At 68.3% G+C, this 24443-nt stretch carries 25 protein-coding genes; 7 read left to right on the forward strand and 18 right to left on the reverse strand.

Features of this window, described 5'->3' with window-relative positions:
- From AB4Y92_RS08200 to AB4Y92_RS08240, 9 genes are all read right to left on the reverse strand, one after another.
- The gene (locus AB4Y92_RS08200; protein ID WP_441819172.1) at nt 1-558 is read right to left on the reverse strand and encodes a thioredoxin family protein; all 558 of its coding nucleotides are present in this window, start codon (nt 556-558) and stop codon (nt 1-3) included.
- A gap of 19 nt (nt 559-577) precedes the next feature.
- The gene (locus tag AB4Y92_RS08205; protein ID WP_441819173.1) at nt 578-1300 is read right to left on the reverse strand and encodes a cytochrome c biogenesis CcdA family protein; all 723 of its coding nucleotides are present in this window, start codon (nt 1298-1300) and stop codon (nt 578-580) included.
- Between the two features lie 3 nt (nt 1301-1303).
- Complete coding sequence (locus AB4Y92_RS08210) at nt 1304-2095, reverse strand: alpha/beta hydrolase (RefSeq protein WP_441819174.1); 792 nt, start codon at nt 2093-2095, stop codon at nt 1304-1306.
- Nucleotides 2096-2409: 314 nt separating this feature from the next.
- Nucleotides 2410-3066, reverse strand: a complete 657-nt coding sequence (locus tag AB4Y92_RS08215) for a ferric reductase-like transmembrane domain-containing protein (protein ID WP_441819175.1) — start codon at nt 3064-3066, stop codon at nt 2410-2412.
- The gene (locus tag AB4Y92_RS08220; RefSeq protein ID WP_441819176.1) at nt 3063-3857 is read right to left on the reverse strand and encodes an HvfC family RiPP maturation protein; all 795 of its coding nucleotides are present in this window, start codon (nt 3855-3857) and stop codon (nt 3063-3065) included. Before AB4Y92_RS08220 ends, AB4Y92_RS08215 begins: the two co-directional genes overlap by 4 nt.
- Nucleotides 3850-4707, reverse strand: coding sequence for an HvfB family MNIO-type RiPP peptide maturase (locus AB4Y92_RS08225; protein ID WP_441819177.1), 858 nt, complete (start codon nt 4705-4707; stop codon nt 3850-3852). The genes AB4Y92_RS08220 and AB4Y92_RS08225 overlap by 8 nt, the downstream gene beginning before the upstream one ends.
- A 67-nt stretch (nt 4708-4774) precedes the next feature.
- Entirely contained in the window at nt 4775-5200 is a 426-nt protein-coding gene (locus AB4Y92_RS08230; protein ID WP_441819178.1) for an HvfA family oxazolone/thioamide-modified RiPP metallophore, read from the reverse strand.
- Between the two features lie 116 nt (nt 5201-5316).
- Entirely contained in the window at nt 5317-6003 is a 687-nt protein-coding gene (locus tag AB4Y92_RS08235) for an HvfX family Cu-binding RiPP maturation protein (RefSeq protein ID WP_441819179.1), read from the reverse strand.
- An 89-nt stretch (nt 6004-6092) separates the two neighbouring features.
- Complete coding sequence (locus AB4Y92_RS08240) at nt 6093-6308, reverse strand: hypothetical protein (protein ID WP_441819180.1); 216 nt, start codon at nt 6306-6308, stop codon at nt 6093-6095.
- Here AB4Y92_RS08240 and AB4Y92_RS08245 point away from each other — a divergent pair.
- Nucleotides 6307-6918: a 3'-5' exoribonuclease domain-containing protein gene (locus AB4Y92_RS08245; RefSeq protein WP_441819181.1), complete on the forward strand. Its 612-nt coding sequence runs from the start codon at nt 6307-6309 to the stop codon at nt 6916-6918. The genes AB4Y92_RS08240 and AB4Y92_RS08245 overlap by 2 nt on opposite strands.
- Before the next feature lie 38 nt (nt 6919-6956).
- Here AB4Y92_RS08245 and AB4Y92_RS08250 read toward each other — a convergent pair whose 3' ends face one another.
- Entirely contained in the window at nt 6957-7586 is a 630-nt protein-coding gene (locus AB4Y92_RS08250) for a LysE family transporter (protein WP_441819182.1), read from the reverse strand.
- Between the two features lie 64 nt (nt 7587-7650).
- On the opposite strand from AB4Y92_RS08250, the gene AB4Y92_RS08255 reads away from it, so the two are divergent.
- Nucleotides 7651-8568, forward strand: coding sequence for a LysR substrate-binding domain-containing protein (locus AB4Y92_RS08255; RefSeq protein ID WP_441819183.1), 918 nt, complete (start codon nt 7651-7653; stop codon nt 8566-8568).
- A gap of 13 nt (nt 8569-8581) precedes the next feature.
- Here AB4Y92_RS08255 and AB4Y92_RS08260 read toward each other — a convergent pair whose 3' ends face one another.
- A complete protein-coding gene (locus AB4Y92_RS08260; RefSeq protein WP_441819184.1) occupies nt 8582-9517 on the reverse strand; it encodes an AraC family transcriptional regulator N-terminal domain-containing protein in 936 nt (311 codons plus the stop codon).
- A gap of 231 nt (nt 9518-9748) precedes the next feature.
- Between AB4Y92_RS08260 and AB4Y92_RS08265 the strand changes: the two genes are divergently transcribed.
- Complete coding sequence (locus AB4Y92_RS08265; protein WP_441819185.1) at nt 9749-10492, forward strand: SDR family oxidoreductase; 744 nt, start codon at nt 9749-9751, stop codon at nt 10490-10492.
- A gap of 124 nt (nt 10493-10616) precedes the next feature.
- Here AB4Y92_RS08265 and AB4Y92_RS08270 read toward each other — a convergent pair whose 3' ends face one another.
- Together AB4Y92_RS08270 and AB4Y92_RS08275 are read right to left on the reverse strand one after the other, a co-directional pair.
- Nucleotides 10617-12143: a TIGR04222 domain-containing membrane protein gene (locus AB4Y92_RS08270; protein ID WP_441819186.1), complete on the reverse strand. Its 1527-nt coding sequence runs from the start codon at nt 12141-12143 to the stop codon at nt 10617-10619.
- Nucleotides 12144-12588: 445 nt separating this feature from the next.
- Entirely contained in the window at nt 12589-13401 is an 813-nt protein-coding gene (locus tag AB4Y92_RS08275) for an isocitrate lyase/PEP mutase family protein (RefSeq protein ID WP_441819187.1), read from the reverse strand.
- A 479-nt stretch (nt 13402-13880) separates the two neighbouring features.
- Here AB4Y92_RS08275 and AB4Y92_RS08280 point away from each other — a divergent pair, with 479 nt between their 5' ends.
- Nucleotides 13881-14528, forward strand: a complete 648-nt coding sequence (locus AB4Y92_RS08280; protein WP_057943263.1) for a response regulator — start codon at nt 13881-13883, stop codon at nt 14526-14528.
- A 142-nt stretch (nt 14529-14670) separates the two neighbouring features.
- Here AB4Y92_RS08280 and AB4Y92_RS08285 read toward each other — a convergent pair whose 3' ends face one another.
- Nucleotides 14671-18303: an Rne/Rng family ribonuclease gene (locus AB4Y92_RS08285; protein WP_441819188.1), complete on the reverse strand. Its 3633-nt coding sequence runs from the start codon at nt 18301-18303 to the stop codon at nt 14671-14673.
- A gap of 498 nt (nt 18304-18801) precedes the next feature.
- Here AB4Y92_RS08285 and AB4Y92_RS08290 point away from each other — a divergent pair, with 498 nt between their 5' ends.
- A complete protein-coding gene (locus AB4Y92_RS08290; protein WP_441819189.1) occupies nt 18802-19758 on the forward strand; it encodes an RluA family pseudouridine synthase in 957 nt (318 codons plus the stop codon).
- A gap of 16 nt (nt 19759-19774) precedes the next feature.
- Here AB4Y92_RS08290 and AB4Y92_RS08295 read toward each other — a convergent pair whose 3' ends face one another.
- Genes AB4Y92_RS08295 through AB4Y92_RS08305 form a run of 3 tightly spaced genes read right to left on the reverse strand, consistent with a single transcriptional unit; the run spans nt 19775 to nt 21134 of the window.
- Entirely contained in the window at nt 19775-20317 is a 543-nt protein-coding gene (locus tag AB4Y92_RS08295) for a hypothetical protein (RefSeq protein ID WP_441819190.1), read from the reverse strand.
- Between the two features lie 27 nt (nt 20318-20344).
- Nucleotides 20345-20785 (reverse strand): energy transducer TonB, encoded by a 441-nt coding sequence (locus AB4Y92_RS08300; RefSeq protein WP_441819191.1) that lies wholly within the window; start codon nt 20783-20785, stop codon nt 20345-20347.
- A gap of 7 nt (nt 20786-20792) precedes the next feature.
- Complete coding sequence (locus AB4Y92_RS08305; protein WP_057943258.1) at nt 20793-21134, reverse strand: 4a-hydroxytetrahydrobiopterin dehydratase; 342 nt, start codon at nt 21132-21134, stop codon at nt 20793-20795.
- A gap of 143 nt (nt 21135-21277) precedes the next feature.
- On the opposite strand from AB4Y92_RS08305, the gene AB4Y92_RS08310 reads away from it, so the two are divergent.
- A complete protein-coding gene (locus tag AB4Y92_RS08310) occupies nt 21278-21874 on the forward strand; it encodes an NfuA family Fe-S biogenesis protein (RefSeq protein WP_057943257.1) in 597 nt (198 codons plus the stop codon).
- Between the two features lie 19 nt (nt 21875-21893).
- Nucleotides 21894-23651, forward strand: coding sequence for a hypothetical protein (locus tag AB4Y92_RS08315; protein WP_441819192.1), 1758 nt, complete (start codon nt 21894-21896; stop codon nt 23649-23651).
- Nucleotides 23652-23982: 331 nt separating this feature from the next.
- Here AB4Y92_RS08315 and AB4Y92_RS08320 read toward each other — a convergent pair whose 3' ends face one another.
- Nucleotides 23983-24441, reverse strand: coding sequence for a c-type cytochrome (locus AB4Y92_RS08320; RefSeq protein ID WP_441819193.1), 459 nt, complete (start codon nt 24439-24441; stop codon nt 23983-23985).
- Nucleotides 24442-24443 lie beyond the last annotated feature (2 nt).

A 24443-nucleotide genomic window follows, 5' to 3' on the forward strand; every position in this document is an offset into this window, starting at 1 on the left:
TCAGCGCGCCTGCAGCAATTGCTGGATCTTGGCCTCGGTCTGGGCGTAGCCGCCTTCGCCGAAGTGCTCGTAGACCACGTGGCCGTCGCGATCGATCAGGTACAGCGCCGGCCAATAGCGGTTGTGGTAGGCGTTCCAGGTGGCGAAGGCGTTGTCCTGCGCGACCGGGTACTCGATGCCGAAGCGCTTCACCGCCGCATCCACGTTACGCGCGATCTTCTCGTAACCGTATTCCGGCGTATGCACGCCGATCACGGTCAGGCCGGCGGGCTGATAGCGCTGGTGCCACTGCTTCATGTAGGGCATGACGTGGATGCAGTTGATGCACGAGTAAGTCCAGAACTCGACCAGAACGACCTTGCCGCGCAAACCGGCCATGGTCAGCGGCGGGCTGTTGATCCAGCGGTCGATGCCTTCGAACTCCGGCGCCTTGGGCGCGGGCAGGGTCTGGGTGCCGTGCACCGGTTCGGCGTGGGCGCCGGGCGTGCAGGCGCCGGCGGCGACGCACAGACACAGCGCGCAGAAGATGGGTTTGAGCAGGCTCAGGGTCTTGTTCATGGTGAATTCCTTCGTGGAGTCAAAGTCCGGTGGAAACAGCGGGAAGCCATTGCGTGGCCCAGGCCGAGAAGGCGACGTCGTACTGCAGCAGTTGCAGCACCGCGACCGCGACGGCGATGGCGCCGAAGGCGCGGCGGATCGGCAGCGCATGGCGGTTGAAGAACGCCAGGCGCGACGACACCCAGTGGCCGCCGTAGGCGATGGCCAACAGCGGCACGCCGGCGCCCAGCGCGTAAAGGCCGAGCAGGGCGGTGGCCTTGGCCGGCGCCTGCGCCGAGGCGGCCAGGGCCAGCACCGAGGCCAGGATCGGCCCGGCGCAAGGCGTCCAGACCAGTCCGAGCGAGGCGCCGACCAGCAGCGCGCCACCCTTGCCGGTGCGCGGCGCGGTTTGCGTCGAGGTCCGCGCGGCGCGACTGGACAGCCGCTGTTGAACCTGCGCGGCGAGCCAGTCGAACGGCGCCGACCACCAGCAGGCCAGTCCGGCCAACAGCAGTAGCACGATGGCGGCGTTGCGAATGCCGTATTGCAGTTCGCCGGAGAACGCCGACAAGGCCCCGATGGCGATGCCGCCGGCGGCGAAGCTGGCGGTGAAGCCGGCGATGATCCACATCGGTTCGGCGCGGCTGCGTCCGGAGGTGGTGGCCAGCACGATCGGCAGCACCGGCAGGATGCAGGGCGAGGCGATGGTGGCCAGGCCGGCGACACCGGCCAGGGCGTATTCGGCGATGCCGTGCGCGAACATGGCTCAGCCTCCCTCTTGCACGCTGTCTTGCGTCTTGACGCCGGCCGCTTCGAGAATCGCGAACGCCACCTCGCGCGGTTGCGACAGCGGCGCGACATGGCTGGAACTGGCCGAACTCACCTGCGCGTGGATGCGCTGCGCGGTGGCGGCCTGCAGTTGCGGCGCGATCATGCGGTCGTTGCGCGCGATCACGTACCAGCTCGGCTTGGTCCGCCACGCGGCTTGGGTGACCGCTTCGCCGAACGCGCTGGCCTTGATCGGCGCCTGGGTGCTGAACAACAGGCGCGACTCGCGCGGCTTGAGGTCGGGGGCGAAATCGCGCGCGACGCCGGCCTGGCTGAGCCACAGGAATCCGTCGCGGTTCTGCAGGCTGCTCAGTCCGGGCGGAATCGGGAAATCGCGGCCTTGATCGGCGCTGTTCTGGCCGACATCGGGGGCGAACGCGGCGACGTAGACCAGCGCGCTGACCTGCGCATCGGCGCCGGCCTGGGTGATGACGGTGCCGCCCCAGGAGTGGCCGACCAGCACCACCTTGCCCGGCGCGGATTTGATCGCGCGACGGGTCGCATCGACGTCGTCCTGCAACGAGGTCAGCGGGCTGTGCACCGCGATCGACGGCACGCCCCAGGAATTCAGGATGGCGATGACCTTGTTCCAGCTGGCGCCGTCGGCGAAGGCGCCGTGGACCAGGACCACGGTCGCGGGCGCATTCGCATCGCTTTTTTCCGCGGCGGCGCTGGTGGTGGAGAACAACGATGCACAAGCCAGGGCGCTGAACAGTACGGTGCGGAACATGGGGGAATCTCGTTGGGAGTGAGCGGCTATTGCAGCGGCGCGGCGTATCGGCGGTGTTTCGCGGCGGCCGGGTTTTGTAAGCGAAGCTGTCGTGCGCGGCGCGGTTACATTGGCTTACACAAGCCCGCGTGCGCGGCGTGCGCACGCGGTGCCGGCGTTGAGTTCAGACGGTCTCGAACTCGACATCGACGTTGCCACGGGTGACATGCGAGTACGGGCAGGTCTGATGCGCGGCTTCGACCAGCTGGTGCTTCCGCGCGTCGTCCAGGCCCGGCAGGATCACGGTCAACTTCTGGGTTGAGTGACGTGAGTTGCTACGCAGCTTCGGTTGGGTACTGAACGCCGCCGCGCGTTGCGGCCTGGCGGCGTTTGTTGGCTTGCGCGATCTTGCCGACCTGGCGGATCGCGATCGCCGCCAGCAAAATCCCGAACGGGATCGCATAGGCCGAATCCATCGGGATGCGCTTGAAATACGAGGACGCGAACACCGCCGCGATCACCCACATGCCGGTGGTGTGCAGACGCTTCCAGGCAACCGCGCTGAGGCGGCGCGCCACCGGTTTGAACGAGGTGACGGTCATCAACACGATGAAGAGGTAACCGACCGAGCCGGGAACATTCGCGAAACCGGTGCGGCCGGGCCAGAACTCCGGCGCAAGCCGGCCGTAGCTGTAGATCGCGATGGCATGCACCAGATGCGAGAACGCGAAGGCCAGACCGATGTAGCGGCGTTCGCGCAGCATGGCTTTCGACCACGGCGCCGGCACCAGGGCGACGAAGGCCGAGGCGGTGAAGGCGATCAGGAACAAGGCGAACGAGGTCCGGGCCGTGGCGCGGATGAGGCTGCGCACGCCTTCGACCGGATCTGCATGCGCCCACAAGATGGCGGCGGACATGGCCAGGATCAGCGCGGCGATCACGCCGAACAACTTCCAACCGCTGGTCAGCGGCGTCGTGGGTTGCAGGTTCATGGATCGCTCCGGATCGAAGTGGAAGAGGGCGGCGGCGCATCGTCCGCGGCGGTGCCGAGCACGATCCCTTGCTCGCGAAGCCGTTCCAGCAAGGCCAGCCCCTGCGTCTGCAGTTCGTCGGCATCGGCATCGCCGCCGGTTTCGTCCGCGAGCGCGCGCAGGTGGCGGCGGCCGGACCAGCGATGGTTGTGCAGCGACTGCAGCAACCGATAAGTCAGCGGCGCGATCTGCGCGAACTGCACGTCGTGCGCGGCGTCGCGATGCACCAGCAGCAAGGTTGGCAGCTGCGGAGGCGTGCGCGGTTGCAGATGCGGGCCGATCAGGTTCACCGGCCAGCGATAGCCCAGCGCGAGCGCCTGCGGCGACAGCAGCGGAATCGCGTCGAGCAGTTCGCCATCGGCGCGATGCGCCGGCGCGGGTGTATCGCTGAGTTGCAGATCGATCTCCACCCACTCGTAATGCGCCAGTTCCGCCAGCCATGGCGCGTCATCGCGCAAGGTCTCGTAGCGCTGCACGAAGGCGACGAACTCGGCGGCGATGCGGGTGAACAACGGCGTCTGGCTGCGGTGGTCGGCGTAGAACGCTCGCACCAGCGCGCGCCAGCGGGTTTCGTCCAGGGTCTGGCGGATCACCGGGAAGCTGCCGGCGAGCAGGGATTCGATCGAACCGAAGAACAACTCGCGATAGACCTGCAGGCGGCGCGCTTCGATGCCCGGCGGCGGCGCATGCCGGGCCGGATCGCGCAGATGGCGGGCGAGGGTGTATTGCTGTTCGCGCAGACGCTCAGTCATGGCCGGCCTCACGGGTGTCGGCCACGCTCATCGCCGCGGCCTGCATCGCGCGGATGCGATCGGTTTCGGCCAGCAGTTCGCTCAGCGGCGGGAAATTGAAATCGCGCTCCAGCAGGGTCGGGCGCACGCCGAAACGCGCGTAGGCCTGTTCGAGCAGGGACCACACATCGCCCTTGACCGGCGCGCCGTGGGTATCGACCTTCAGATCCTCGGCTTCGTCGTAATGCCCGGCGATGTGCATCGAGGCGATGCGTTGCGCCGGCAGCCGCGCCAGGAATTGGCCGGCGTCGTAGCCGTGATTGCAGGCGTTGACGAAAAGATTGTTGACGTCCAGCAGCAGATCGCAATCGGCTTCGGCCAGCACCGCACCGATGAAGTCGATTTCGCTCAGCGCCTGATACGGCGCGGCGTAGTAGGAAACGTTCTCCACCGCGATACGCCGGCCCAGCAGATCCTGCGCCTGGCGGATGCGGCCGGCGACGTGATGGATGGCTTCGTCGGTGAACGGGATCGGCATCAGGTCGTAGAGATGGCCGTCGTCGCTGCAGTAGCTCAGGTGCTCGCTGTACAGGCTCACTTTGTGGCGATCGAGAAATTCGCGAGTGCGGGTCAACAACACCGTATCCAGCGGCTGCGTGCCGCCGAGCGAGAGCGACAAACCGTGGCAGCTCAGCGGGAAGCGCGCGGACAACTGCGCCAGCGCTTCGCCGAAGCGGCCGCCGACGCCGATCCAGTTGTCGGGCGCGCATTCGAGGAAATCCACCGCGCCCTGATCCATCGTCAGCAGTTCGGGCAACAGGCCGCGGCGCAGGCCGAGACCGGCGTGGGTGGAAGCGTGGAAGTCGTTCATCGCGGCATCTCGCATGGAAGAAAAAGGCGCCCCTTCCCGGGGAGGGATAGGAAGGGGCGCAAGACGGTCAGGCCTGACCGCCGCACTTGCCCTCGCCGCACTTGCCTTCGCCCACCGACTTGCCGGCCGCCTTGCGCGCGGCTTCGACCGACTTCAGGGCTTCGGGCAGGGAAATGCTGCCGTTCTTGTCGGTGTCGATCCGGTCGAACTCGGCGGCGCGCTTGGGCGCGGCGGCGATGAATTCTTCGCGCGAGACCTTCTGGTCGTGATTGGTGTCGGTCTTGGCGAAGCTCTCTTCGCCGCATTTGCCTTCACCGCACTTGCCTTCGCCGGCCTTGGCGGCGTGGCCGGCCGAGGCGAGATACCCCTGGGCCAGCGGCTGCACGGCGAAGGCCGAACCGCTCAGGAACATGCCGCCGGCCAGGGCGACGCCGATCAGGCCGAGGCTGTGGTTGCGGGTCGAGGCGCGGGTGGTCGAATCGTTACGTGACATGGTGTTTCTCCGAAGATCGCGGCGATGCCGCAGGGGTGGGCGCCGCATGCGCGGCGAGGGGAAGAGAGTCGGTGCAGCGGCGGTTGCGGCCGCGCGATGCGGTGGACGGCGGCGGCTCAGCGAACCGCGGCGAAGGCATTCGTCATCGCGCCCGAATTGGCAGCGCGGCCGGGCTTGAACGCGATCAGGGCGACGCCGGCGGCGGCCATCGCGCCGCCGAGCCACGGCAGCAGCAGGCTCAGCGGCAAGCCGAAGGCCAGTGCGGTTACGCCCCAGGCCTGACGATCGAAGCCGCTGTTCGCGCCGGCGGTTCGCGCGGCGCTCAGCAGATGGTCGAGGCTGAGGCGGCCGCCGCCGTTGAGGATCAGCGGCAGCAACATCGCCAGATACAGCAGCGGCAGCTTGTAGTTGCCGTGGCCCTGGTCGCTGATCGCGTAGCCCTGCCACAGCTCGCTCAGACTCGACCAATCGCTGGGCCAATGCACGGCGTAGATGGCGACCACGATCAGCACCCACAGCGCGAAGGCGGCGTAGCGCGTGCCCAGTCCGAACAGCAGGGCGATGCTGGCGCTCAGTTCCAGCCAGGTGGCCAGGGTCCAGTTCACATCGGCACCGAGCAGCGAGAACGGCAGCGGAAACTTGTCGCCCAGATCGGCGAACCAGTTCTGGCCCAGCCACTTCTCGCGGCCGGCTTCGAAGAACTCCCAAGCCAGCAGCACGCGCAGACCGGTCGGCGCGAGCCAGCGGCCCACCGCATCGATGCGCGGGGTGAGGGAGGAGAGGGTGGAAGGCAGATACCGCATGGTTCGCTCCTGAAAGGCCGGCCCGGTTGGGATGGGGCTATTTCGGGGCGTCGCGGTATCGTCAGGGTGTCGGCGCAGGCGGGGATTTGTCAGCCAAACGCACTAATGCGGCGGTTGGATACATTCGGATACAAAGCCCGGCCGAGGGTGGCGGCGCTGCACTTGCGGATGGCTGCGGTCGCGGCCGGATCAAGTCGGACCCGGCGGCCGACATGCCCGATCAACGCCGAGGCGCAGGCATAATCCTGTGCGGCGTCGCATTTCGACAGCCGCGATCGTTCCGCTTGCAGGGATACAACGTTCATGGCGAAGGAAATCTACGTATCCACGGATATCGAATCCGACGGGCCGATTCCGGCGGCGAATTCGATGCTGAGTCTGGGGTCGGCGGCGTTTACCGCCGACGGCGAACTGATCGCGACGTTCTCGGCCAACCTGCTTGAGCTGGAAGGCGCCGCGGGCGATCCGAAAACGCTGGCCTGGTGGGCCGAGCAACCGCAGGCCTGGGATGCGGCGCGGGTCGATGCCCGGTCACCGTCGGACGTGATGACGCAGTACCTGGCTTGGCTCAAGGACCTGCCGGGCAAGCCGGTGTTCGTCGCCTATCCGGCCGGCTTTGATTTCAGCTTCGTCTACTGGTACCTGATCCGCTTCACTGGCGAGAGTCCGTTCAGTCATTCCGCGTTGGACATGAAGACCTTGGCGATGGCCGTGCTCGATCTGCCGTATCGAGATACCAGTAAGCGCGCGATGCCGCGACATTGGTTTTCCGACGATCCGCATACCCACATCGCCCTGGATGATGCGATTGAGCAGGGGCGGCTGTTTTGCAAGATGCTCGCCCAACTCAAGGCCGACAGCGCGGCGCTGAAGCAATTTCGCGCCGAGGCCGCGCGTTCGGCCGACCCGACGTGAGCGCAGTCGGCGATGCAGTACCGGATCACCGGCCCGGGTTATCGCCGCAAGGCCGATCCGGCCAATAAACCGCCGAAACCGATCAGCAGCGCGCCGAAGGCGCGATCGATCCCGTGCCGCCAGCGCAGCAGTCCGGCGCGGACCGCGCCATGCGAGAACAGCAGCGCGACCAGGGCGAACCACAGCACGTGGGTGGCGCTGACGAAGGCGCCGTAGCCGATCCGCTGTGCCAGCGGCGTCGCCGGTTGCACTACCTGCAGGAACAGGCTGACCACGAACACCGTGCACTTGGGATTGAGCGCGTTGGTCAGAAAACCGGTGCGCAGCGCGGCGGCGTCGGAGATCGCCGGCGGCGGCTCGGCGGGCAGGCCCACGGCCGGTGCCGGTTCGGCGCGCGAGCGCAGCATCTTCACGCCCAGGTAAATCAGGTACAGCGCGCCGAGAATCTTCAGCGCCGCATACAGGCGCAGCGATTGCTGGATCACCAGCCCGACTCCGAGCAGGGTGTAGGCCACATGCACCCACACCCCAAGGCCGATGCCGAGCGCGGTCAGCACGCCGGCGCGGCGCGACAGCAGCAGGCTGTTGCGCGAGACCATCGCGAAATCCGGCCCGGGGCTGATCACCGCCAGTACGGTGATGGTGACTACCGCTATCAATTCCTGCATCGGGTGCTGCGCCAAAGTTCGGGGATAAGGCTAAATTAGAGGCGATGGATCGAGGCCGCAAACCATGAATGATCACAAGCTTGGTGAGGAAAACTCACGCTACCGGCGCGGCGAGCTGCCGCCGCTGGGCGCGCTGCGCTGTTTCGAGGCCGCCGCGCGCCTGGGCAGCTTCACCCGCGCCGCGCAGGAACTGCATCTGACTCACGGCGCGGTCAGCCGCGCGGTGCGTTCGATCGAGGACGCGCTCGCGGTCGAATTGTTCCAGCGCCGCAGCCAGCGCGTGTTCCTGACCGCGGCCGGCGAGCGCCTGCGCGATGCCACCGCCGCGGCCTTCGACGTACTCGCCGCCACGGTGCGCGAACTGCGCGAGCCGCCGCGCAAACCTGCGCTGGTGCTGTCGTGCGAGCCGACCTTGCTGATGCGCTGGCTGATTCCGCGCTTGCCGGCGTTCCAGTCCGTGCATCCGGGGATCGGCCTGCAGTTGGTCGCCGGCGGCGGCCCGGTCGGGTTCGGCGAGATCGATCTGGCGATCCGCCGCAACGATTTCGATTGGGGCCGGCGCGTGCACGCGCAGTTGCTGTTCGAAGAACGGGTCGGCCCGGTGTGCAGTCCGGCCTATCGCGCGCGGCATCTGCGCGGCGAGGGCAGGCGCGCGCAGTGGGACGAATCGGCGGTGTTGCTGCACAGCGCGACCCGGCCCGGCGCCTGGGCCGATTGGGCGCGCGCGGCGCGACGGCGCGTACCGGCCGCGCAGACGCAGGCGTTCGAACATTTCTACTTCAGCCTGCAGGCCGCGGCGGCGGGCGTGGGCGTCGCGATCGGGCCGTGGCAATTGGTGCGCGACGATATCGAGGCCGGCGTGCTGGTCGCGCCGCAGGGGTTTGCCGCCGACGGCAGCGGCTATCACCTGCTTTCGCCGCAGGCGATAAGCGAAGGCTCGCCAGCGGCCGCGCTGCTGGTGTGGCTGCGCGCGCAGGCTTGAGCGGCGGCGCGGCTCAGTTCTGCGTGAAGCCGGCGGCGGTGCTCGCCGCGGAACCCTGGAAGCTGGGCGGCAATTCGCGCAGGCGGGCCACGTCGCGCAGCGGCGGTGCGCCGAACAATCGGCTGTATTCGCGGCTGAACTGCGACGGGCTGTCGTAACCGACCGCGTGTCCGGCGCTGGCCGCGTCCATCGCCTCGCCCAGCATCAGTCCACGCGCCTGCTGCAGGCGCAGTTGCTTCTGGTATTGCAGCGGGCTCATGCGCGTCACCGACTTGAAGTGCGCGTGCAGCGCCGAGGCGCTCATGCTGGCGTGCGCGGCCAGTTGCCTCATGTCGAAGGGTTCGCGGTAGTTGCGCTTGATCCAGTCGATGGCGCGGGTGACGTGGCGCAGCCGGCTTTCGCCGTGGGCGATCTCGCGCAGGCGCGTGGCCTGTTCGCCCTTGATCAGCCGGTACAGGATTTCGCGCTCGATCAGTGGCGCCAGCATCGGAATGTCGTCGGGCTGGTCGAGCAGGGCCAGCAGGCGTACCGCGGCGTCGAGCAGATCCGGCGTCGCATCGCTGAGCATGAGGCTGGGCCCCGGCGCGCTGTCGGTCGGTTCGGGCAGGCCCGATTCCAGCCACAGCGCGCTCAGCACCGCCGGGTCCAGGTCCAGGCGTAGGCACAGATAGGGTTCGTCCTCGCTGGCCTGGGCGATCTGGCCGAGGATCGGCACGTCCACCGACACCACCAGATAGCGGCGGCGGTCGTATTCGAAGATGCGGTCGCCGAGCATCACCCGCTTGCAGCCCTGGGCGACGATGCACACCGCCGGGCGATGCAACTCGTGGATCGCATCGACGCGGCGGCTGGAACGGATCAGTTGCACCCGCGGCAAGGCAGTCGGATGCAGACCGTCGATGCCGGAGTTTCGATCAATCGCCTGAGCCAGCCGTTCTACCGCTTCCATCGCGCGATGCCTGTCGAATAGGCCGAAACCCGAGGTTTTTCCTGGGATTCGGCGGGGTGGGGATGGCCGCGATGATCCGTCCGCGCGGCGGCCGCGGCAAGGGCTGGAACCGGGTCATGGAGGATCGTGCAAGAACCGGCCGCGATCGTTCTACCGCGGCCGCGGTCGCCATCCGCACAGTGGCGACCAAGCCGGACCACCCGCGTCCGCCCCCAAGCCAAGGATTTCGAAATGAGCACCCACCCCAACGTGCAAGGCAAGACTGTACTGATCACCGGCGCCAGCAGCGGCATCGGCGAGGCGACCGCGCGGCTGCTCGCCGAGCGCGGCGCGAAGGTCGTGATCGGCGCGCGCCGCACCGATCGACTGCAGGCCCTGAGCGAAACCCTTGCCGCCGCCGGCGCTACGCTGCGCTACCGCGCCCTGGACGTGACCGATGCGGAGGATTTCGCCGCCTTCGTGCGTTATGCGCAGGACGAGTTCGGCGTCATCGACGTGTTGGTCAACAACGCCGGCGTGATGCCGCTGTCGCCGCTGAAGGCGCTCAAGCTCGACGAATGGAACCGCATGATCGACGTTAATATCCGCGGCGTGCTGCACGGCATCGCCGCGGTGCTGCCGACGATGCAGGCGCAGGGCCATGGCCAGGTGATCAACGTCGCTTCGCTGGGCGCGCATTACGTCGTGCCGACCGGCGCGGTGTACTGCGCGACCAAGTTCGCGGTGTGGGCGATTTCCGACGGCCTGCGCCAGGAACATCAGGACATCCGCGTCACCACGATCTCGCCCGGCGTGGTCGAGTCGGAACTGGCCGACACCATCACCGACCCGGACACGGCCGAGGGCATGCGCGAATTCCGCCGCATCGCCATCGGCCCGGATTCGATCGCGCGCGCGATCGGCTTCGCGATCGAGCAGCCGGCCGACGTGGACGTCAGCGAAGTGATCGTGCGGCCGACGGCGGGATCGTTCTGAAGCCGTAGCCTCGACACGACGGGTCCGCGCCTGTATCGCGGGCCCGTCGATCGATTTTGGGGGCGCGGAGCAACGGCGATTGCTCGGCGCAATTTGCAGGTTTCGGTCGCCGTGGCACGCGGCATCAACCGCCGCCGCAGCCACCGCAACCGCCACAGCCGCCGCCGCAACCTCCGCCGCCGCCACCGCAACCGCCACAGCCGCCGCCGCAACCTCCGCCGCCGCCGTCGCCTCCACCGCCATCGCCGCCACCCCCGGCTCCGTCGCCGCCGCCTGCGTGGCTTCCGTGCGGGACGCGGACCTGGTGATAGTCGGCCAGAGGTGTGCCGATCAAGGCGATAGGCCCGGCGAGGGCGACGTAGGTCATGGCGTCGCCGGGTTCGCTGCGCTGACGCTGGCGTGCGCGGAACAGTTCCCACTCGCCGGCATGGCTGAGCAGTTCGTCCGGCTTGGACGGCAATCGGGTCAGGGTGATCAACACGGTGAGTATCGTCAGCGCGGTCAGGAATCCGACCGGGTGGTTATCGCTCAAGCCGATATCGATCTTGATCAGGCCCAGCAATATCAGCGCGGCCAGCGGTGCCATCGAGTACGCCTTCGCCTTGTGCTGCTGCTCCGGCGTGTTGGTCAGGCCCGAGTCCTGCAACTGCCGGTGCATGTGCTGATGCCGTTCGCGCAACGCCAGCAGGATGCTGGACAGCGCCTTGCGCGCGCGCACGACCTCATCCAGTGCCTCGCGCAGAATCGCCGGCAATGCATCCAGCTCCTGCGGCGACAACGCGCGCGGTCGCAGCCACACCCGTCCGGTGCGGCGTGCCTTGTCGGCGCGATCGCGGTCGAATTCGAGCGTCACCGCATCGCGTTCCAGTAGTTCGGCGACGATTGTATCGGCGACGCGTTCCGCGCCGCCGGCCAGATAGGCCAGCTCCCATCGGTCGGCCTTGCGCGAACCGCGATCGCCGCGATCCAGCGCGCGCCGCCGCAGCCAGGCGCCGAGCCGGTAGGCGGCGAACATCAGGGTGAGGTACCACAGCAGGAATCCTGGGCCACGCCAGTGCAGCGGATTGCCCTGTTCGTAACAGGCAGCGATAAGCAGATAGGCGGCTCCGGCGATCAGGCTCATGCGCAGCATCCAGGACAGGCCGTGCGCGGGTTCGCGCGCGGCGGCGCGGCCGATGACCGGTGTCGGCTTCGGTGTTGGTTCGATTTGCGGCGCGGGCCAGAACTTTTGCGGTGGCCGGCCGAAATAGCGTTCGTAGCTGCGCACGGTATCGGCGTACTGGCGCTGATGGCGCCGATCTTCCGAGACGCCGCCGCGCGAAGGCACATGATGCAGCCAGCGCTTGAGCGTGCGCCGGCAGAAGCTCAGATAACGCTGGGTGTCGGTGATGTGCGCATGCCACACCTCATCGACCAGCTTGCTCGGTGTGACCGGGTGCCCGGCGCTGATCGCGAGAAAACAGAAATGCCGGTATTCCTCGATCGCGGCCTGCGCGTCGGCGATATCGAGTTGCGCGTGCGTGGCGACGCGCAGAGTGAATTCATCCGAGTCCGGCTCGTCGAAACGATAGTCGCGCAGCCGTTGCCACAATTGCTGTTGAGCCAGTGTCCATTCGGCGCTGTCCGTCGCCGTCGTGTTCGGATCGTTCATGACAATCCTCCGCTAGTCCATCCATTGAACCGCTGTGCGATCGCTGCGCGGCGGTGCGGGGGTTTTGCGCTCGCCGTGCCAGCTTGGCCGGCAAGCTACGCGTCGCGCGGTTACGGCGAAATAGCCGGATCGGGCTAGCCGCTGGCTTGGATGGATGGCGAAAATTTAACGGGTGAATCGCATCATCGCGATGGAATAGATGCGCTGCGCGCGCGGCTCTAGTGGGAGGGGCTTCAGCCCCGATGCTTTTCGATCAGATGGCTCGATTGTGGAAAAGTCTGGCGACTTGATCGAAAAGCATCGGGGCTGAAGCCCCTCCTACAAAAGACTTCGTGGCTATGAAAGCGTTTGGCTAGTTGCTATTGGCTCGTAGCGACCGGGCTCGCGCAAAAGCCGCTTCCGCCTGCGCGAAACCACAGGCGGAAGCACTCACCCCGCGACGGCTTCAGCGATCCTGAAACAACGCATTGACCTGCGAATACGTCATCGCCTCGGCCGAGAGCGGCTTGCAGTCGCCGTCGCGCAGAAAACCGGCGGCCAAGGCGGCCATGCGCGCGTACATCGACTGGGCGATGTCCGAGCCGGCGCTCAGGCGACGCACGCCCCAGCGCTGCAGTTCGTCGGCGCCCGGCAGTGCGCTGCGCGCGAGCAGGTTCAAGGGCATGCCGGCCTCGGCGGCGATCGTGCGTACCGAGGCTTCATCGGTCAGCCCGGGCACGAACAGGCCGTCGGCGCCGGCGGCGCGATAGCGCGCGGCGCGGGCCAGGGTTTCCTCCACGCGCTGTTCCGGCGGCGCCAGGCCGCGCAGATACACGTCGGTGCGCGCGTTGAGGTACAGCGCCACGCCCAGGCGCGCGCTGGCGCGCTTGATGTGTTCGATCTTCGCGCACAGCAGCTCCGGATCGGCGCCGCCGTCTTCCAGGTTGATGCCGACCGCGCCGACATCGATCAGCCCGGCCACGGTCTCGGCGACCGCAGCCGGATCGTCGGAATAGCCGCCTTCGGCATCGACGGTGAGCGGCACCCGGATCGCGCGCGCGATGTCGGCCACGGTCGCGACCAGGCGCCGCACCGGCAGCACGTCGCCGTCGGGATAGCCGTGCGACCAGGCGACACCGGCGCTGGTGGTGGCGACGGCGGACGCGCCCAGGCTTTCGATCAGGCGCGCGCTGCCGGCGTCGGAGGCGTTGGCGAGCAGCAGCAGGCCGTCGTGGTGCAGGGCGTGGAAACGGGTGGCGAGGTCGGTTTGACGGTTCATGGCCGGTGGGCTCGGTGCGATAAGGCGGGCAGGATGCCACGCCGGCGCCGCCGCGACTCGCTGTTTTCGGCACTCGACGTACGCCGGGATTCATGCCGGCCGCGGGCCTGCGGGGACGGCCACGATTCGCGGCCCGGATCGGCCCGCGATGGCGTGCCTGCCCGGCGCCGCTACCGCTAAAACGACAGCCAACACCGGTTTCCGGCCATTCGTGCCGGCGATCCGGTCGCGGACGCCCAGCTGGGATACCATTGGCTCGCGCCTGTGGTAGCAACTCAGCCTAGCAATTGCCGAGTTGTGACACAGTTCATCAGTTGCGATCGCTATCGTCGCCGATGCACGCTTTTTCGCGGGAACAAATCTGCCGTTTATGCGGACCCGGGGCGTCGCCGTTGAGTCAATAAATATCAATGCCTTGCGCGGCCCTATGCTGCCGCGTAGCCTCGCGAGCGTGGGCTGAGCGTGTTTCTGGGGACGTTATGACCATCCGTGTATTCATCGTGGACGACCATGCGTTGGTGCGTACCGGCATGCGCATGATTCTGTCGGCGGAAACGGATATCGAAGTACTGGGCGATGTCGAGAGCGGCGAGGAAGCCTTGCCGCTGGTGCGCAAGCTCAAGCCCGATGTGGTGCTGTGCGACCTGCACCTGCCCGGCGTGAGCGGTCTGGAAGTGACCGAGCGCATCGTCAAGGGCGACCACGGCACGCGCGTGATCATAGTTTCGGTGCTCGAAGACGGGCCGATGCCCAAGCGCCTGCTCGAAGCCGGTGCGTCCGGTTATGTCGGCAAGGGCGGCGACGCCAGCGAACTGTTGCGGGCGATCCGCGACGTGGCGCGCGGCAAGCGCTATCTGGCCAGCAACATCGCGCAGAACCTGGCCCTGGCCAATCTCGACGGCGGCGCGTCGCCGTTCGATGAGTTGTCGCCGCGCGAGCTGGAAATCGCGCTGCTGCTGGTGCAGGGCTTCCGCCAGGAAGAAATCGCCAAGCGGCTGAGCCTGAGCGCGAAGACCGTCAACACGCACAAGACGCGCCTGTTCGAGAAGCTCACCATCACCGACAGCATCGCTCTGGCGCGACTGGCGGCGCAGTACGGATTGGCCGACCCGGCGCATTCGCTTTGATCGAGTAAGTTCGCGGCTTGATCGCCGCCAAAACATCGGCCGCTGCGTTTCATGCGGACAAAAAGAAACCGGCCGCGTGAGCGACCGGTTTTTTTTATTGCCGGCGATCGGTCGCGCGAGGCGACCGACCGGTGCCCGAGGATCAGGCGCGGCGTTCGTGCTGTCCGTCGTCCGGACCGCCGTCGTGCTCGCCGTCGCCGGCCTTGCCTTCCTCGTCCTGCGCCGCGTCGCTGGCGGCGTCGGCATTGACCGCGGCCGGATGGGGCAGGGTGTCGAACAGACCGCCGGTACGCGGCGTCAGCGGCGAGGCCTGTTCCGAGGCGATCGGTTCGATCTCCGCCGTGGGCGCGCTGGCGACGGGCGTCGCGAACGGCGCCGGAGCGGTTTCGATCGGCGCGACCACGATCGGCGCCGACTGGACCGGCAGGCCGATCGCGGCTTCCACGGCCGGCGAGGCCGTGGCGACGTTCGCGGCGGAGGCTTCAGCCTCACCCGGGTTTTCATCGCGCGGCGTCACCGCCGGCTTGATCACCACCGGTTCGATCACCGCGGTTTCGACCACGGTGGTTTCGACCACGGTGGGCGGCTCGACCACGACCGGTTCGACCACCGTCGGCTCGATGCGCGCCGACGGCTCGACCTTCTCCGGCTGCGCCGGAGCCGATTCGCGCGGCTGCGCGGCGACTTCGCTGCTGACCGCGGCGATGGCCGGCTTGGCGTGCTCGACCGCTTCCGCAGCGGCCTGGGCCGGCGTCGCCGCCGGAACGTCGGCGGCGAACGACAACGCGGGCTTGGCGAAACTGCTGGCCGGTGCCGTGAACGAGGTGGCGACGGCGGCCGGGGCCGGCGTGGCTGCCGTTTCATGGCGAACCGGTTCGGCCTGCGCGGAGGCAGCCGGTGCGGATTCGACCGGGGCGGACACGGCCGGAGCCGGTTCCACTGCAGCCGGTTCCACCACGGCCGGTTCGGCCGGGGCATGGTCGGTCGACGCTTGCTCGGCCGCGACCGGTTCGGCCGCAAACACGGCGCGTTCGGTCTTCACCGGCTTCGCCGTTTCGGCGTCGCCGTGCGCGTGTTCGCCGAAATGCGCGAACGAGGGCTTGCCGTCGGCGGCGCTTTCGCGCGAGGGCACGAAGGTGCTGCTCGCGGCGGTCGCGACCACGGCTGCGGCCGTGGCCGCAGGTGCGTTCTGCGCGCGCGGCGCAGCGGCGCCGGAGTCGTCGTCGAAGTCGAACTCGGGCTGCGAGCGGTGCGCGGCGGCCGGAGCCGCGGCGGGCTCGGCGCCCATGTCGTCTTCGTCGTCGAAGCCGTTTTCGTCCTGACCCTGACCTTCGCCCACGGCGCCGGCTTCACCGTTGCCGCGACGACGACGACGGCCACCGCGACGGCCGCGACGGCGACGACCGCCGCCTTCGCCCGCGCCATCGGCTTGTGCAGCATCGCCTTCGCGCGATTCGACGGTGGCGGCGTTCGCGGTTTCGGCGACGGCGGCCTCGGTCTTGAGCGTGGTGTCGTCGCTTACCGGCGGCGTCGCGAGCGGCGCGGCGACTGCAGCGGCGGCAGCGACGGGCACGGCGACAGCGGCGGCGGTTTCGGCCGCTGCATCCTGACGCGGTTGCTTGGGCTCGTTACGCGGCGCGCGCGGCGCCTGGCCGTTGCCGGCATTGGCCTGCGCGTTGCGTTCCTCGCCCTGCGGCTTGGGCTGCGGCGCCGGGTTCTGCTGCGCGTTCTGCGGCTTGGGCTGCTGCGCCTGCTTGGGCTGCTGCGGTTGCGGCTGCTTCTGCTTGGGCGGCTGGGCCTGGCCGTTCTGCGCGTTGGCGGCCTGCACCTGCACCTGCGGCTTGTCGCGGCGGGCCTGCGGCTCGCGGTCCTGGCGCGCTTCGTCGCGGCGTGCGCCGTCGCGTCCGCCCTTGCCGTTGCGCTCGTTGCGATCGTTGCCGCGGCGCTGGCCGTTGCCGCGATCGTTACGCTCGCCGCGGCCGTTGCGACCGTCCTGGGAACGGCCGCCGGCGGGTTCGGGCGTGGTCGCGGCCGGCTGCGGCGCGCCGCGGAAGATCCGCAGGATGCGCTCGACCAGGCCGATCGAGTGGGTCGGCGCGGCGACGGGCGCAGCGACCGGTGCCGGGGCAGGAGCCACCGCCACGGACGCTTCGCGCGGTTCCCGCAAGGGCGCCGGCTGGGTGGGTTTGACGTTGGTCACCGCCGGCGCATCCGGAATATTCAGATGCGCCTTGGTCAGTGCGTGCACCGGCAGCTTGCGCTGGGTGCCGCGCTGGTAGCTGGGCTTGGTGGTTTCTTCGCCGATTTCGTTCTCGCGCACCCGGGTGACTTCGTAGTGCGGGGTTTCCAGGTGCTCGTCGGCGACGATGACGATCGGCGAGTCGTGGCGCTGCTCGATCTCCATCAGCGCGCGGCGCTTTTCGTTGAGCAGGAAGTTGGCGATCTCGGTCGGCGCCTGCACCAGCACTTGTCCGGTGTTTTCCTTCATCGCGTGTTCTTCGGCCACGCGCAGGATCGACAGCGACAGCGATTCGACGCTGCGCATGCGGCCGTGGCCGTCGCAACGCGGGCACACCAGCTGGCTGGATTCGCCCAGCGACGGGCGCAGGCGCTGGCGGCTGAGTTCGAGCAGGCCGAAGCGCGAGATGCGCCCGATCTGCACGCGCGCGCGGTCTTGCTTGAGCGCGTTCTGCAGCTTGTTCTCGACCTCGCGCTGGTGGCGGTTGGACGACATGTCGATGAAGTCGATCACCACCAGGCCGCCCAGGTCGCGCAGGCGCATCTGGCGCGCGACTTCCTCGGCCGCTTCCAGGTTGGTGTTGAACGCGGTTTCTTCGATGTCGCCGCCCTTGGTGGCGCGCGCGGAGTTGACGTCGATCGCGGTCAGCGCTTCGGTCTGGTCGATCACCAGCGCGCCGCCGGAGGGCAGGCGCACGGTGCGCTCGTAGGCGTTCTCGATCTGCGATTCGATCTGGAAGCGGTTGAACAGCGGGGTTTCGTCTACGTACTTCTTGAGCTTGCGCAGGTTGTGCGGCATGACCTGCTCGACGAACTCGCGCGCCTCGGCGTACATCTCGTCGGTATCGACCAGGATCTCGCCGATGTCGGCGCGCATGTAGTCGCGCAGGGCGCGGATGATCAGGCGCGATTCCTGGTACAGCAGGAACGGGGCCGGCTTCTTCAGGGCCTCGTCGGTGACGGCCTTCCAGATGCTCAGCAGGTAGTCCAGGTCCCACTGCAGCTCTTCGGCGTCGCGGCCGACGCCGGCGGTGCGGATGATCACGCCCATGTCGTCGGGGATGGTGAGCTTGTCCATCGCCTCCTTGAGGGCGGCGCGGTCGTCGCCCTCGATCCGGCGCGAGACGCCGCCGGCGGTGGGCGAGTTGGGCATCAGCACCATGTAGCGGCCGGCCAGCGAGATGAAGCTGGTCAGGGCGGCGCCCTTGTTGCCGCGTTCTTCCTTATCGACCTGGACCACGATCTCCTGGCCCTCGCGCAACAACTCGCGCAGGCCGGCCTTGTTGTGGTCCACGCCGGGCTGGAAATAGTCGCGGGAGATTTCCTTCAGCGGCAGGAAGCCGTGGCGTTCGGCGCCGTATTCGACGAAAGCGGCCTCGAGCGAGGGCTCCAGCCGGGTGATGCGGCCTTTGTAGATGTTGGACTTCTTTTGTTCCTTGGACGGCTGTTCGATGTCGATGTCGTACAGGTTCTGGCCGTCGACGATGGCGACCCGCAGTTCTTCCGCCTGCGTCGCGTTGATCAGCATGCGCTTCATTGTTGCGTTCCTCGCGCGCTCTACCGCGCGGAACGCCATGGCGTTTCGCAATCTGGGAACACAGGCGCCTCCGTCGCGATCGTCGGCCGCAACGAATGCGGGCCGCCCGCGCGCCGGCGAGGCCTCCACTACCAGCGCTACATCACCACGGCACGCCGCGGGAGCGCTTCTTACCTATTAAAACTTTCGGGCCGGCGACGCGAACGTCGCACGGGGCGGGGCGGCGGTTTGGACCGGCTCAATCGAGCGTCAGGCCCTGGCGCCGCACAACTTTTGTTCATCGCGATGGTTTGACCCATCGGGCGAAGGCCGGTTCCGCCGGTCCGTCGCTGCTAACATGGCTACCCCGTGGGCAGTGGTTAGACGCGGACCGGAATCGCGAGAGGGGCTTTCGGCCCCGTACCGGGCCGCACGCTTGTCAGGCGTAATGGCTGGTACAACTCCCTGCGAAATCAAAACCTTATCTCGCGTCGCGAGTGTAACAGATAACGCTTCGGGATGACCCAGTCAGCAAACTCTGCTAATGCCGGTGCTCGTACCGTGCGCGTGCCCGATGACCGCGATGGACAGCGGCTCGATAATTTCCTGCTCGGCCAACTCAAAGGTGCGCCCAGGTCCTTGATCTACAAGCTGGTGCGTTCCGGCCAGGTGCGCGTGAACGGGGGCCGGGCCAAGGCCGAGCGCAAGCTCGAGGCCGGCGACGAGGTGCGCATTCCGCCCGTCCGTCTCAGCGAGCCGGGCGACAAGCCGATGCCGCCGAAGGGTTTCATGGACGCGCTGGACGCGGCGATCGTGTTCGAGGACGCGCGCCTGCTCGCCCTGAACAAGCCCTCCGGGGTAGCCAGCCACGGCGGCAGCGGGATCAGCTTCGGCGCGATCGAGACCCTGCGCGCCTCGCGACCCGGCCACACCCTGGAACTGGTGCACCGGCTCGACCGCGACACCTCGGGGCTGTTGATCGTGGCCAAGAAGCGTTCGGCGCTGACCGAGATGCAGGCCTTGATGCGCGAGGACGGCGGCATCGCCAAGCGCTATCTGGCGCTGCTGACCGGGCGCATGCCCGACGGCGTCATGAGCGTGGACGCGCCGCTGCACATCGGCCTGCGCCAGGGCGGCGAGCGCCATGTCCAGGTCCATCGCGACGGCAAGCCCTCGCTGAGCCACTTCAAGGTGCTGGAGCGGCGCGGCGGGCAATCGTATTGCGAGGTGCGGATCGAAACCGGCCGCACGCATCAGATTCGCGTGCATGCCCAGCATATCGGCCATCCGGTCGCGGGCGACGACAAATACGGCGAGGCCGAGGCCAACAAGCGCCTGCGCGACCAGGCCGGCCTGCGCCGCCTGTTCCTGCATGCATCGACGCTGGAGTTCGCGCTCGACGGCGGCCGCGAGCCGTACCTGCTCAACGCGCCGCTGGCGCCGGAGTTGATCGAGGTGCTCGACCGCCTGGGCTAAGCCGCCCGGCGGCGGATCATTTCAGGGTTTTCTGCCGGCGCTTGTGAGCGTGGCGCTCGTCGCCTTCGAACCAGCCCAGGTGGGTGCCGTCGTCGTCGTAGTCCACGATCCGGCCGTCCTTGACGATGACGCCGATGAGGTTGTTGGCGACGGTGTCGAACTTGATCTGGGCGAAGCGCGCGGCGTGGCCGTCGCTGATGTGGATCTCGGTGAGCCGGGCCTTGCGCCAGGCGTCTTGCGGGGAGGCCACGCCGAACTCGCGCAGGTGCGCCTGCAGCGAGGTTTCGCCGGGTTCGACATCTACGCCGTAGTCGGCGACCTGGAAGGAAAACAGGCATTCCTCCCACAGCAGCGATTCGATTATCGCCAGCGCCGCCGCCTCCAGCCGCAACACGTCCTCGACAGTGCGGGCCATGGCCTCAGTGACGACCGATTCCGCGCCGTCGGCGGGAAACAGGACGAAGTCCACCGGCCGATCGAACATCGGCACGTGCAATTCGAACTGCCCCAGCCCGATGTCCTCCCAGCGCACGAGCGCGGCGAGCCGTCGCTGATCCATGCCGCTGTCCAGCGCCGTGCCGCCCGCTTACAGGCCGCTGGGCACCTGTCCGCAATGCTCCGGCCGCGACGGCGGCGCGTGGAAGGTCACCGGCACCTGGATATCGGTGGCGACCGGCTTGCCGTTGCGCGTGGCCGCTTCGAAACGCCAGCTCTGCACGCCCTTGATCGCGGCATCGTCCAGCGCCTTGGTCTGGCTGCTGGTGAGCACGTTGACCCGGGTCGGCTTGCCTTCCACGCCGACGGTCAGCTGCAGCACCACCTTGCCGCCGATCTGGTCGCAACCGATTTCCGGCGGGTATTGCGGCGGCGGCGTGTCCACCGCGCGCAGCGGCGTGGACGGGATCACCGCTTCCTCGGGAGCGCGCTGACCGCAGCCGGCGATCAGCGCCGCGATCAGGCCGGCGGCCAGCGCCGGAGCCAGGCGCGGCGAAACGGTGTCGAACATGCGGCGAGCAGTTGCGTTCATGGGGTGATCAACCTGTCAGAGCTTCGGCCTTGGCCGCGCAGATGAAGTCGTTTTCGCTCAGGCCACCGACATCGTGAGTGGAATAGCGCACCACGCAGCGGTCGTAGTGGACGCCGAGGTCGGGATGATGATCCTCGCGATGGGCCATGAAGGCCAGTGCATTCACGAACGCCATGGTCCGGTAGTAGTTGTCGAAGCGGAAGGTCTTGGTGAGGGCGTGGCCGTCCTCGGCCAGCTCCCAGCCGGGCACTTCCGGCAGCAGCTCGCGCACGCGCGCTTCGCTCAGGCGGTGCTCGCTGCCGCGCAGGGGCGTGCAGTGGGCCTGGGGCAGGGGGATGAGGTCGTTCATGCGGAAGACTCCTGGCGGCCTGGCGCGGGCGCCGCGGCGTTGCGTTTGCGCCGGCGCGACACCATATGAACGGAATCGTATCGCCGACGGTCGTAGGATGCGTGCACGGCATCAGGCCGCACCGACCCCGCTAGAATAGCCCGATGATCAATATTTCCGAATCCGCCCAGACCCATTTCCGCAAGCTGATCGAGCGCGAGGCCCTGCCGGGCCTGGGCGTTCGCCTGTCGGCCGTTCACGCGGGCACGGCGCGCGCCGACGTGCGTCTGGAGTTCGCCGAGCCGGCCGATCTGGCCGGCGACGAGTGGGCGGTGGATTGCGACGGCTTCACTCTGTGGCTGCACGCCGACAGCGTGAAGTACCTGGACGGCGCCGAGATCGATTACGAGAACAAGGCCACCGGCGGCCAGTTGCAGATCCGCGCGCCCAAGATCAAGGGCGAAGTGCCGGCCGAGTCGGCCTCGCTGGTCGAGCGCGTGCATTGGCTGGTCGAGCACGAGATCAATCCGCAACTGGCCCAGCATCGCGGCAACGTCTCGGTGCAGGAAGTCACCGCCGACGGCGTGGTGGTGCTGCGCTTCGGCGGCGGCTGCCACGGCTGCGGCATGGCCGATGTGACCCTCAAGCAGGGCATCGAGACCACGTTGATGAGCAAGGTGCCCGGGGTGACCGCGGTACGCGACGCGACCGACCACGACACCGGCCACGCGCCGTACATGCCGCGCGACACCGCGGCCTGACCCCGGCGCGGCGCAGCCTATGCCCACCGCCGCATCGATCATCGAAGCCCTGCAGCGCAAGCTGCGGCTTTCGCTTCGGCGCGAATCGCCTCCGCCCGGGCAGTTTCCGCCGGGCTGGCAGTCGTGGCTGGATTCGCTGCGTCCGCAGCCCGGCGAAGTCACCGGCGCGACCTGCGATGCGATGGTCGCCGCGCTGGCGCAGCGGCCCTTGGCGCAGCCGCCGCGGCGGGTAGAGTCGCTCAATCGCTGGCAAGCCTTCGCGACCCTGTGGCGCCAGCAATGGCAGCCGCCGGCGCGCGAGGAGCGCGGCCTGCGCTGGGCCGCGGGCGTGGTGTCGCTGCTGTGGCATCTGCTGTTCGGCGGATTGCTGGTGTGGCTGATGTATCTGCAGTATTTCGCCACCCGGCCGCCGCCGCAGGGCGAGACCGTCACCATGGTCGAATACATCGGCGAAGGCACGCCGAAGGAACCCGGCGGCGGTCAGCAGCAACCCAGCGATCAGCCGCAGACCGAACCGGCGCCGCAGCCCACGCCGCAACCGCAGCAACAAACCGCGCAGGCCGCGGTGCCGCCGCCGCAGGTCGAGGTCAGCACGCCGCCGACGCCGGAACTGCAGGCGCAGTTGCCCGACGTGCCGCAGCGCGACGTGCCCGAGCCGCAGATTCCGCCGCCCACCGTCGAACAGCCGGTGATGGTGAGCAAGGACGTGCCCGATTCCCCGCAGATCTTCGTGCTGCCGCCGACGCGCAAGCGCGTGGAGGAAACCCTGCGGGTGCCGCAGATCGAGTCGGCCGCCCAGCCGGTGCACACGGTCGACGTGCCCGCACCAGTGCAGCCGCCGACGCTGGAAGTGCAGCAGCGCGACATCGCATTGCCGACCGTCGCGGCCAAGCCGCGCGAGATCGCCGTGCGCGAAGTGCCGGCGCCGCTGCCGCAACTGCAGGTGCGCGAGTTGCCGACGCGGCCGATCGAAACCCCGCAACTGCGCAGCGCCACGCCGCAAGTGCGCGTGGCCGAGATTCCGACGCCATCGATCCCTGCGCCGCCCGCGCCGGCCGCGACGCCGGCTCCGGCGCCGGCGGCCACACCCGCGACCGCACCCGCGACCGCACCGAGCGCGACGGCCACGACTTCGGCGCCGACGCCGGCAACATCCGCGGCCCCGGCCAGCACCACCGCGCCCAGTCCCAGCAGCGCCGCCAGCGCCGCGCCGGCTGCGCCTTCGCGCCCGCCGGCGGCGACCGCCGGCGCCGGGCCCAAGCCGACCCCGGCGCCGGGCACCTGGTCGGCGCCCAAGCGCGGCGACGATTGGGGCGATTCGGCCCGCAACCGTCCGGGCGCGCAGCGCGGCGACACGCCGGGCCTGTACAACAGCGACGGCAGCCTGCGCCTGGCCGATGCGCCGGGTTCGGCCTCGCCGGGTAAGCCGCCGGGCACGATCACCGAAGAGATCAAGGATCTCGATCGCGCCGGCACCTGGCTGCGGCGCAAGCCCACCGATTACGAACCGACCAGCCTGGACAAGTACTGGCGTCCGAACGAAACCCTGCTGGCCGAGTGGGTGCGGCGCAGCGTGCAGACGGTGATGATCCCGATCCCGGGCACGACCAAGCGCATCCAGTGCTCGGTGGTGCTGCTGATGGCCGGCGGCGGTTGCGGCATCAACGATCCCAACCTCAACGACCAGCCGGCCGAAGCCCGTCCGCCGCCGGATATTCCGTTCAAGAAGCATCTGCAGGAAGACAACGGCAGCGTTCGGCCGCCGCCGGGTGGGTAACCGCAGCGACGGACGAAAGCGTTCGGCCTGAAGCCCTGCGGCCCGACTGCTTTCGTTGTGAAGCCCCCTGCGTTGCTTGCGGGCGCGAGCGCGAGCAATCGCGGAAATCCAAGCGGGAGCATTCGCGCCTGCGGCGCTCATTCCCTCACCCCAGCCCTCTCCCGCAAGCGGGAGAGGGAGTCACAGCGCCCTCGTTGCCTAATCTGTCCTGCCTACGGCCCGTGCGACTCCGACCCAATCGGCCGCTCCAATCCCAAGACCCCAGACACAAAAACGGCCCGCAAGCGGGCCGTTTCCATGACCGAAGGCGCGGACAAGCCGCGCCCCAGGCTCAGTGGATACCGTGCAAATCGCGCAACTGCACATCCTTGTCGCGCGAACCGAAGTACGCGGCCAGATCGGCGATCTGCTGATCGTTCAGATTCTTGGCCTGGCTCGACATCAGCGCGTGCTCGCGGTCGCCGTCGCGGTACATCTGCAACGAGTGGGCGATGTAATCGTGGTACTGACCGGCCAGACGCGGGTAGGTCGGGTCGATCGGCGCATTGCCTTCGGCGCCGTGGCAGCTCACGCACGACTGCTTGGTCGGACTGCGCTCGCCGTCGCTGGCCAGCGCCTTGCCGTGCTCGATGTTGCCGGCCGGCAGGCCCGAGGACGAGGAGGTGTGGCCTTCGTTGCGATCGGCCGAGGAATGGCCGGCCGGGACTTCACCGCCGCCGGAGCAGGCGGACAGGGCGAGAGCGAGCGTGGCGATGGCGAGGCCGCTCTTGAGGAAGCTGGGATTCGTCATGG

Source organism: Lysobacter sp. TAB13 (genome assembly GCF_052113885.1).
Lineage (GTDB): Bacteria > Pseudomonadota > Gammaproteobacteria > Xanthomonadales > Xanthomonadaceae > Lysobacter > Lysobacter gummosus.

What these genes read in the sequence shown, in the direction of transcription:
- AB4Y92_RS08200 (WP_441819172.1), bottom strand. Translation starts at nt 558, where the DNA reads ATGAACAAGACCCTGAGCCTGCTCAAACCCATCTTCTGCGCGCTGTGT.
- AB4Y92_RS08205 (WP_441819173.1), bottom strand. Translation starts at nt 1,300, where the DNA reads ATGTTCGCGCACGGCATCGCCGAATACGCCCTGGCCGGTGTCGCCGGC.
- AB4Y92_RS08210 (WP_441819174.1), bottom strand. Translation starts at nt 2,095, where the DNA reads ATGTTCCGCACCGTACTGTTCAGCGCCCTGGCTTGTGCATCGTTGTTC.
- AB4Y92_RS08215 (WP_441819175.1), bottom strand. Translation starts at nt 3,066, where the DNA reads ATGAACCTGCAACCCACGACGCCGCTGACCAGCGGTTGGAAGTTGTTC.
- AB4Y92_RS08220 (WP_441819176.1), bottom strand. Translation starts at nt 3,857, where the DNA reads ATGACTGAGCGTCTGCGCGAACAGCAATACACCCTCGCCCGCCATCTG.
- AB4Y92_RS08225 (WP_441819177.1), bottom strand. Translation starts at nt 4,707, where the DNA reads ATGAACGACTTCCACGCTTCCACCCACGCCGGTCTCGGCCTGCGCCGC.
- AB4Y92_RS08230 (WP_441819178.1), bottom strand. Translation starts at nt 5,200, where the DNA reads ATGTCACGTAACGATTCGACCACCCGCGCCTCGACCCGCAACCACAGC.
- AB4Y92_RS08235 (WP_441819179.1), bottom strand. Translation starts at nt 6,003, where the DNA reads ATGCGGTATCTGCCTTCCACCCTCTCCTCCCTCACCCCGCGCATCGAT.
- AB4Y92_RS08245 (WP_441819181.1), top strand. Translation starts at nt 6,307, where the DNA reads ATGGCGAAGGAAATCTACGTATCCACGGATATCGAATCCGACGGGCCG.
- AB4Y92_RS08240 (WP_441819180.1), bottom strand. Translation starts at nt 6,308, where the DNA reads ATGAACGTTGTATCCCTGCAAGCGGAACGATCGCGGCTGTCGAAATGC.
- AB4Y92_RS08250 (WP_441819182.1), bottom strand. Translation starts at nt 7,586, where the DNA reads ATGCAGGAATTGATAGCGGTAGTCACCATCACCGTACTGGCGGTGATC.
- AB4Y92_RS08255 (WP_441819183.1), top strand. Translation starts at nt 7,651, where the DNA reads ATGAATGATCACAAGCTTGGTGAGGAAAACTCACGCTACCGGCGCGGC.
- AB4Y92_RS08260 (WP_441819184.1), bottom strand. Translation starts at nt 9,517, where the DNA reads ATGGAAGCGGTAGAACGGCTGGCTCAGGCGATTGATCGAAACTCCGGC.
- AB4Y92_RS08265 (WP_441819185.1), top strand. Translation starts at nt 9,749, where the DNA reads ATGAGCACCCACCCCAACGTGCAAGGCAAGACTGTACTGATCACCGGC.
- AB4Y92_RS08270 (WP_441819186.1), bottom strand. Translation starts at nt 12,143, where the DNA reads ATGAACGATCCGAACACGACGGCGACGGACAGCGCCGAATGGACACTG.
- AB4Y92_RS08275 (WP_441819187.1), bottom strand. Translation starts at nt 13,401, where the DNA reads ATGAACCGTCAAACCGACCTCGCCACCCGTTTCCACGCCCTGCACCAC.
- AB4Y92_RS08280 (WP_057943263.1), top strand. Translation starts at nt 13,881, where the DNA reads ATGACCATCCGTGTATTCATCGTGGACGACCATGCGTTGGTGCGTACC.
- AB4Y92_RS08285 (WP_441819188.1), bottom strand. Translation starts at nt 18,303, where the DNA reads ATGAAGCGCATGCTGATCAACGCGACGCAGGCGGAAGAACTGCGGGTC.
- AB4Y92_RS08290 (WP_441819189.1), top strand. Translation starts at nt 18,802, where the DNA reads ATGACCCAGTCAGCAAACTCTGCTAATGCCGGTGCTCGTACCGTGCGC.
- AB4Y92_RS08295 (WP_441819190.1), bottom strand. Translation starts at nt 20,317, where the DNA reads ATGGATCAGCGACGGCTCGCCGCGCTCGTGCGCTGGGAGGACATCGGG.
- AB4Y92_RS08300 (WP_441819191.1), bottom strand. Translation starts at nt 20,785, where the DNA reads ATGAACGCAACTGCTCGCCGCATGTTCGACACCGTTTCGCCGCGCCTG.
- AB4Y92_RS08305 (WP_057943258.1), bottom strand. Translation starts at nt 21,134, where the DNA reads ATGAACGACCTCATCCCCCTGCCCCAGGCCCACTGCACGCCCCTGCGC.
- AB4Y92_RS08310 (WP_057943257.1), top strand. Translation starts at nt 21,278, where the DNA reads ATGATCAATATTTCCGAATCCGCCCAGACCCATTTCCGCAAGCTGATC.
- AB4Y92_RS08315 (WP_441819192.1), top strand. Translation starts at nt 21,894, where the DNA reads ATGCCCACCGCCGCATCGATCATCGAAGCCCTGCAGCGCAAGCTGCGG.
- AB4Y92_RS08320 (WP_441819193.1), bottom strand. Translation starts at nt 24,441, where the DNA reads ATGACGAATCCCAGCTTCCTCAAGAGCGGCCTCGCCATCGCCACGCTC.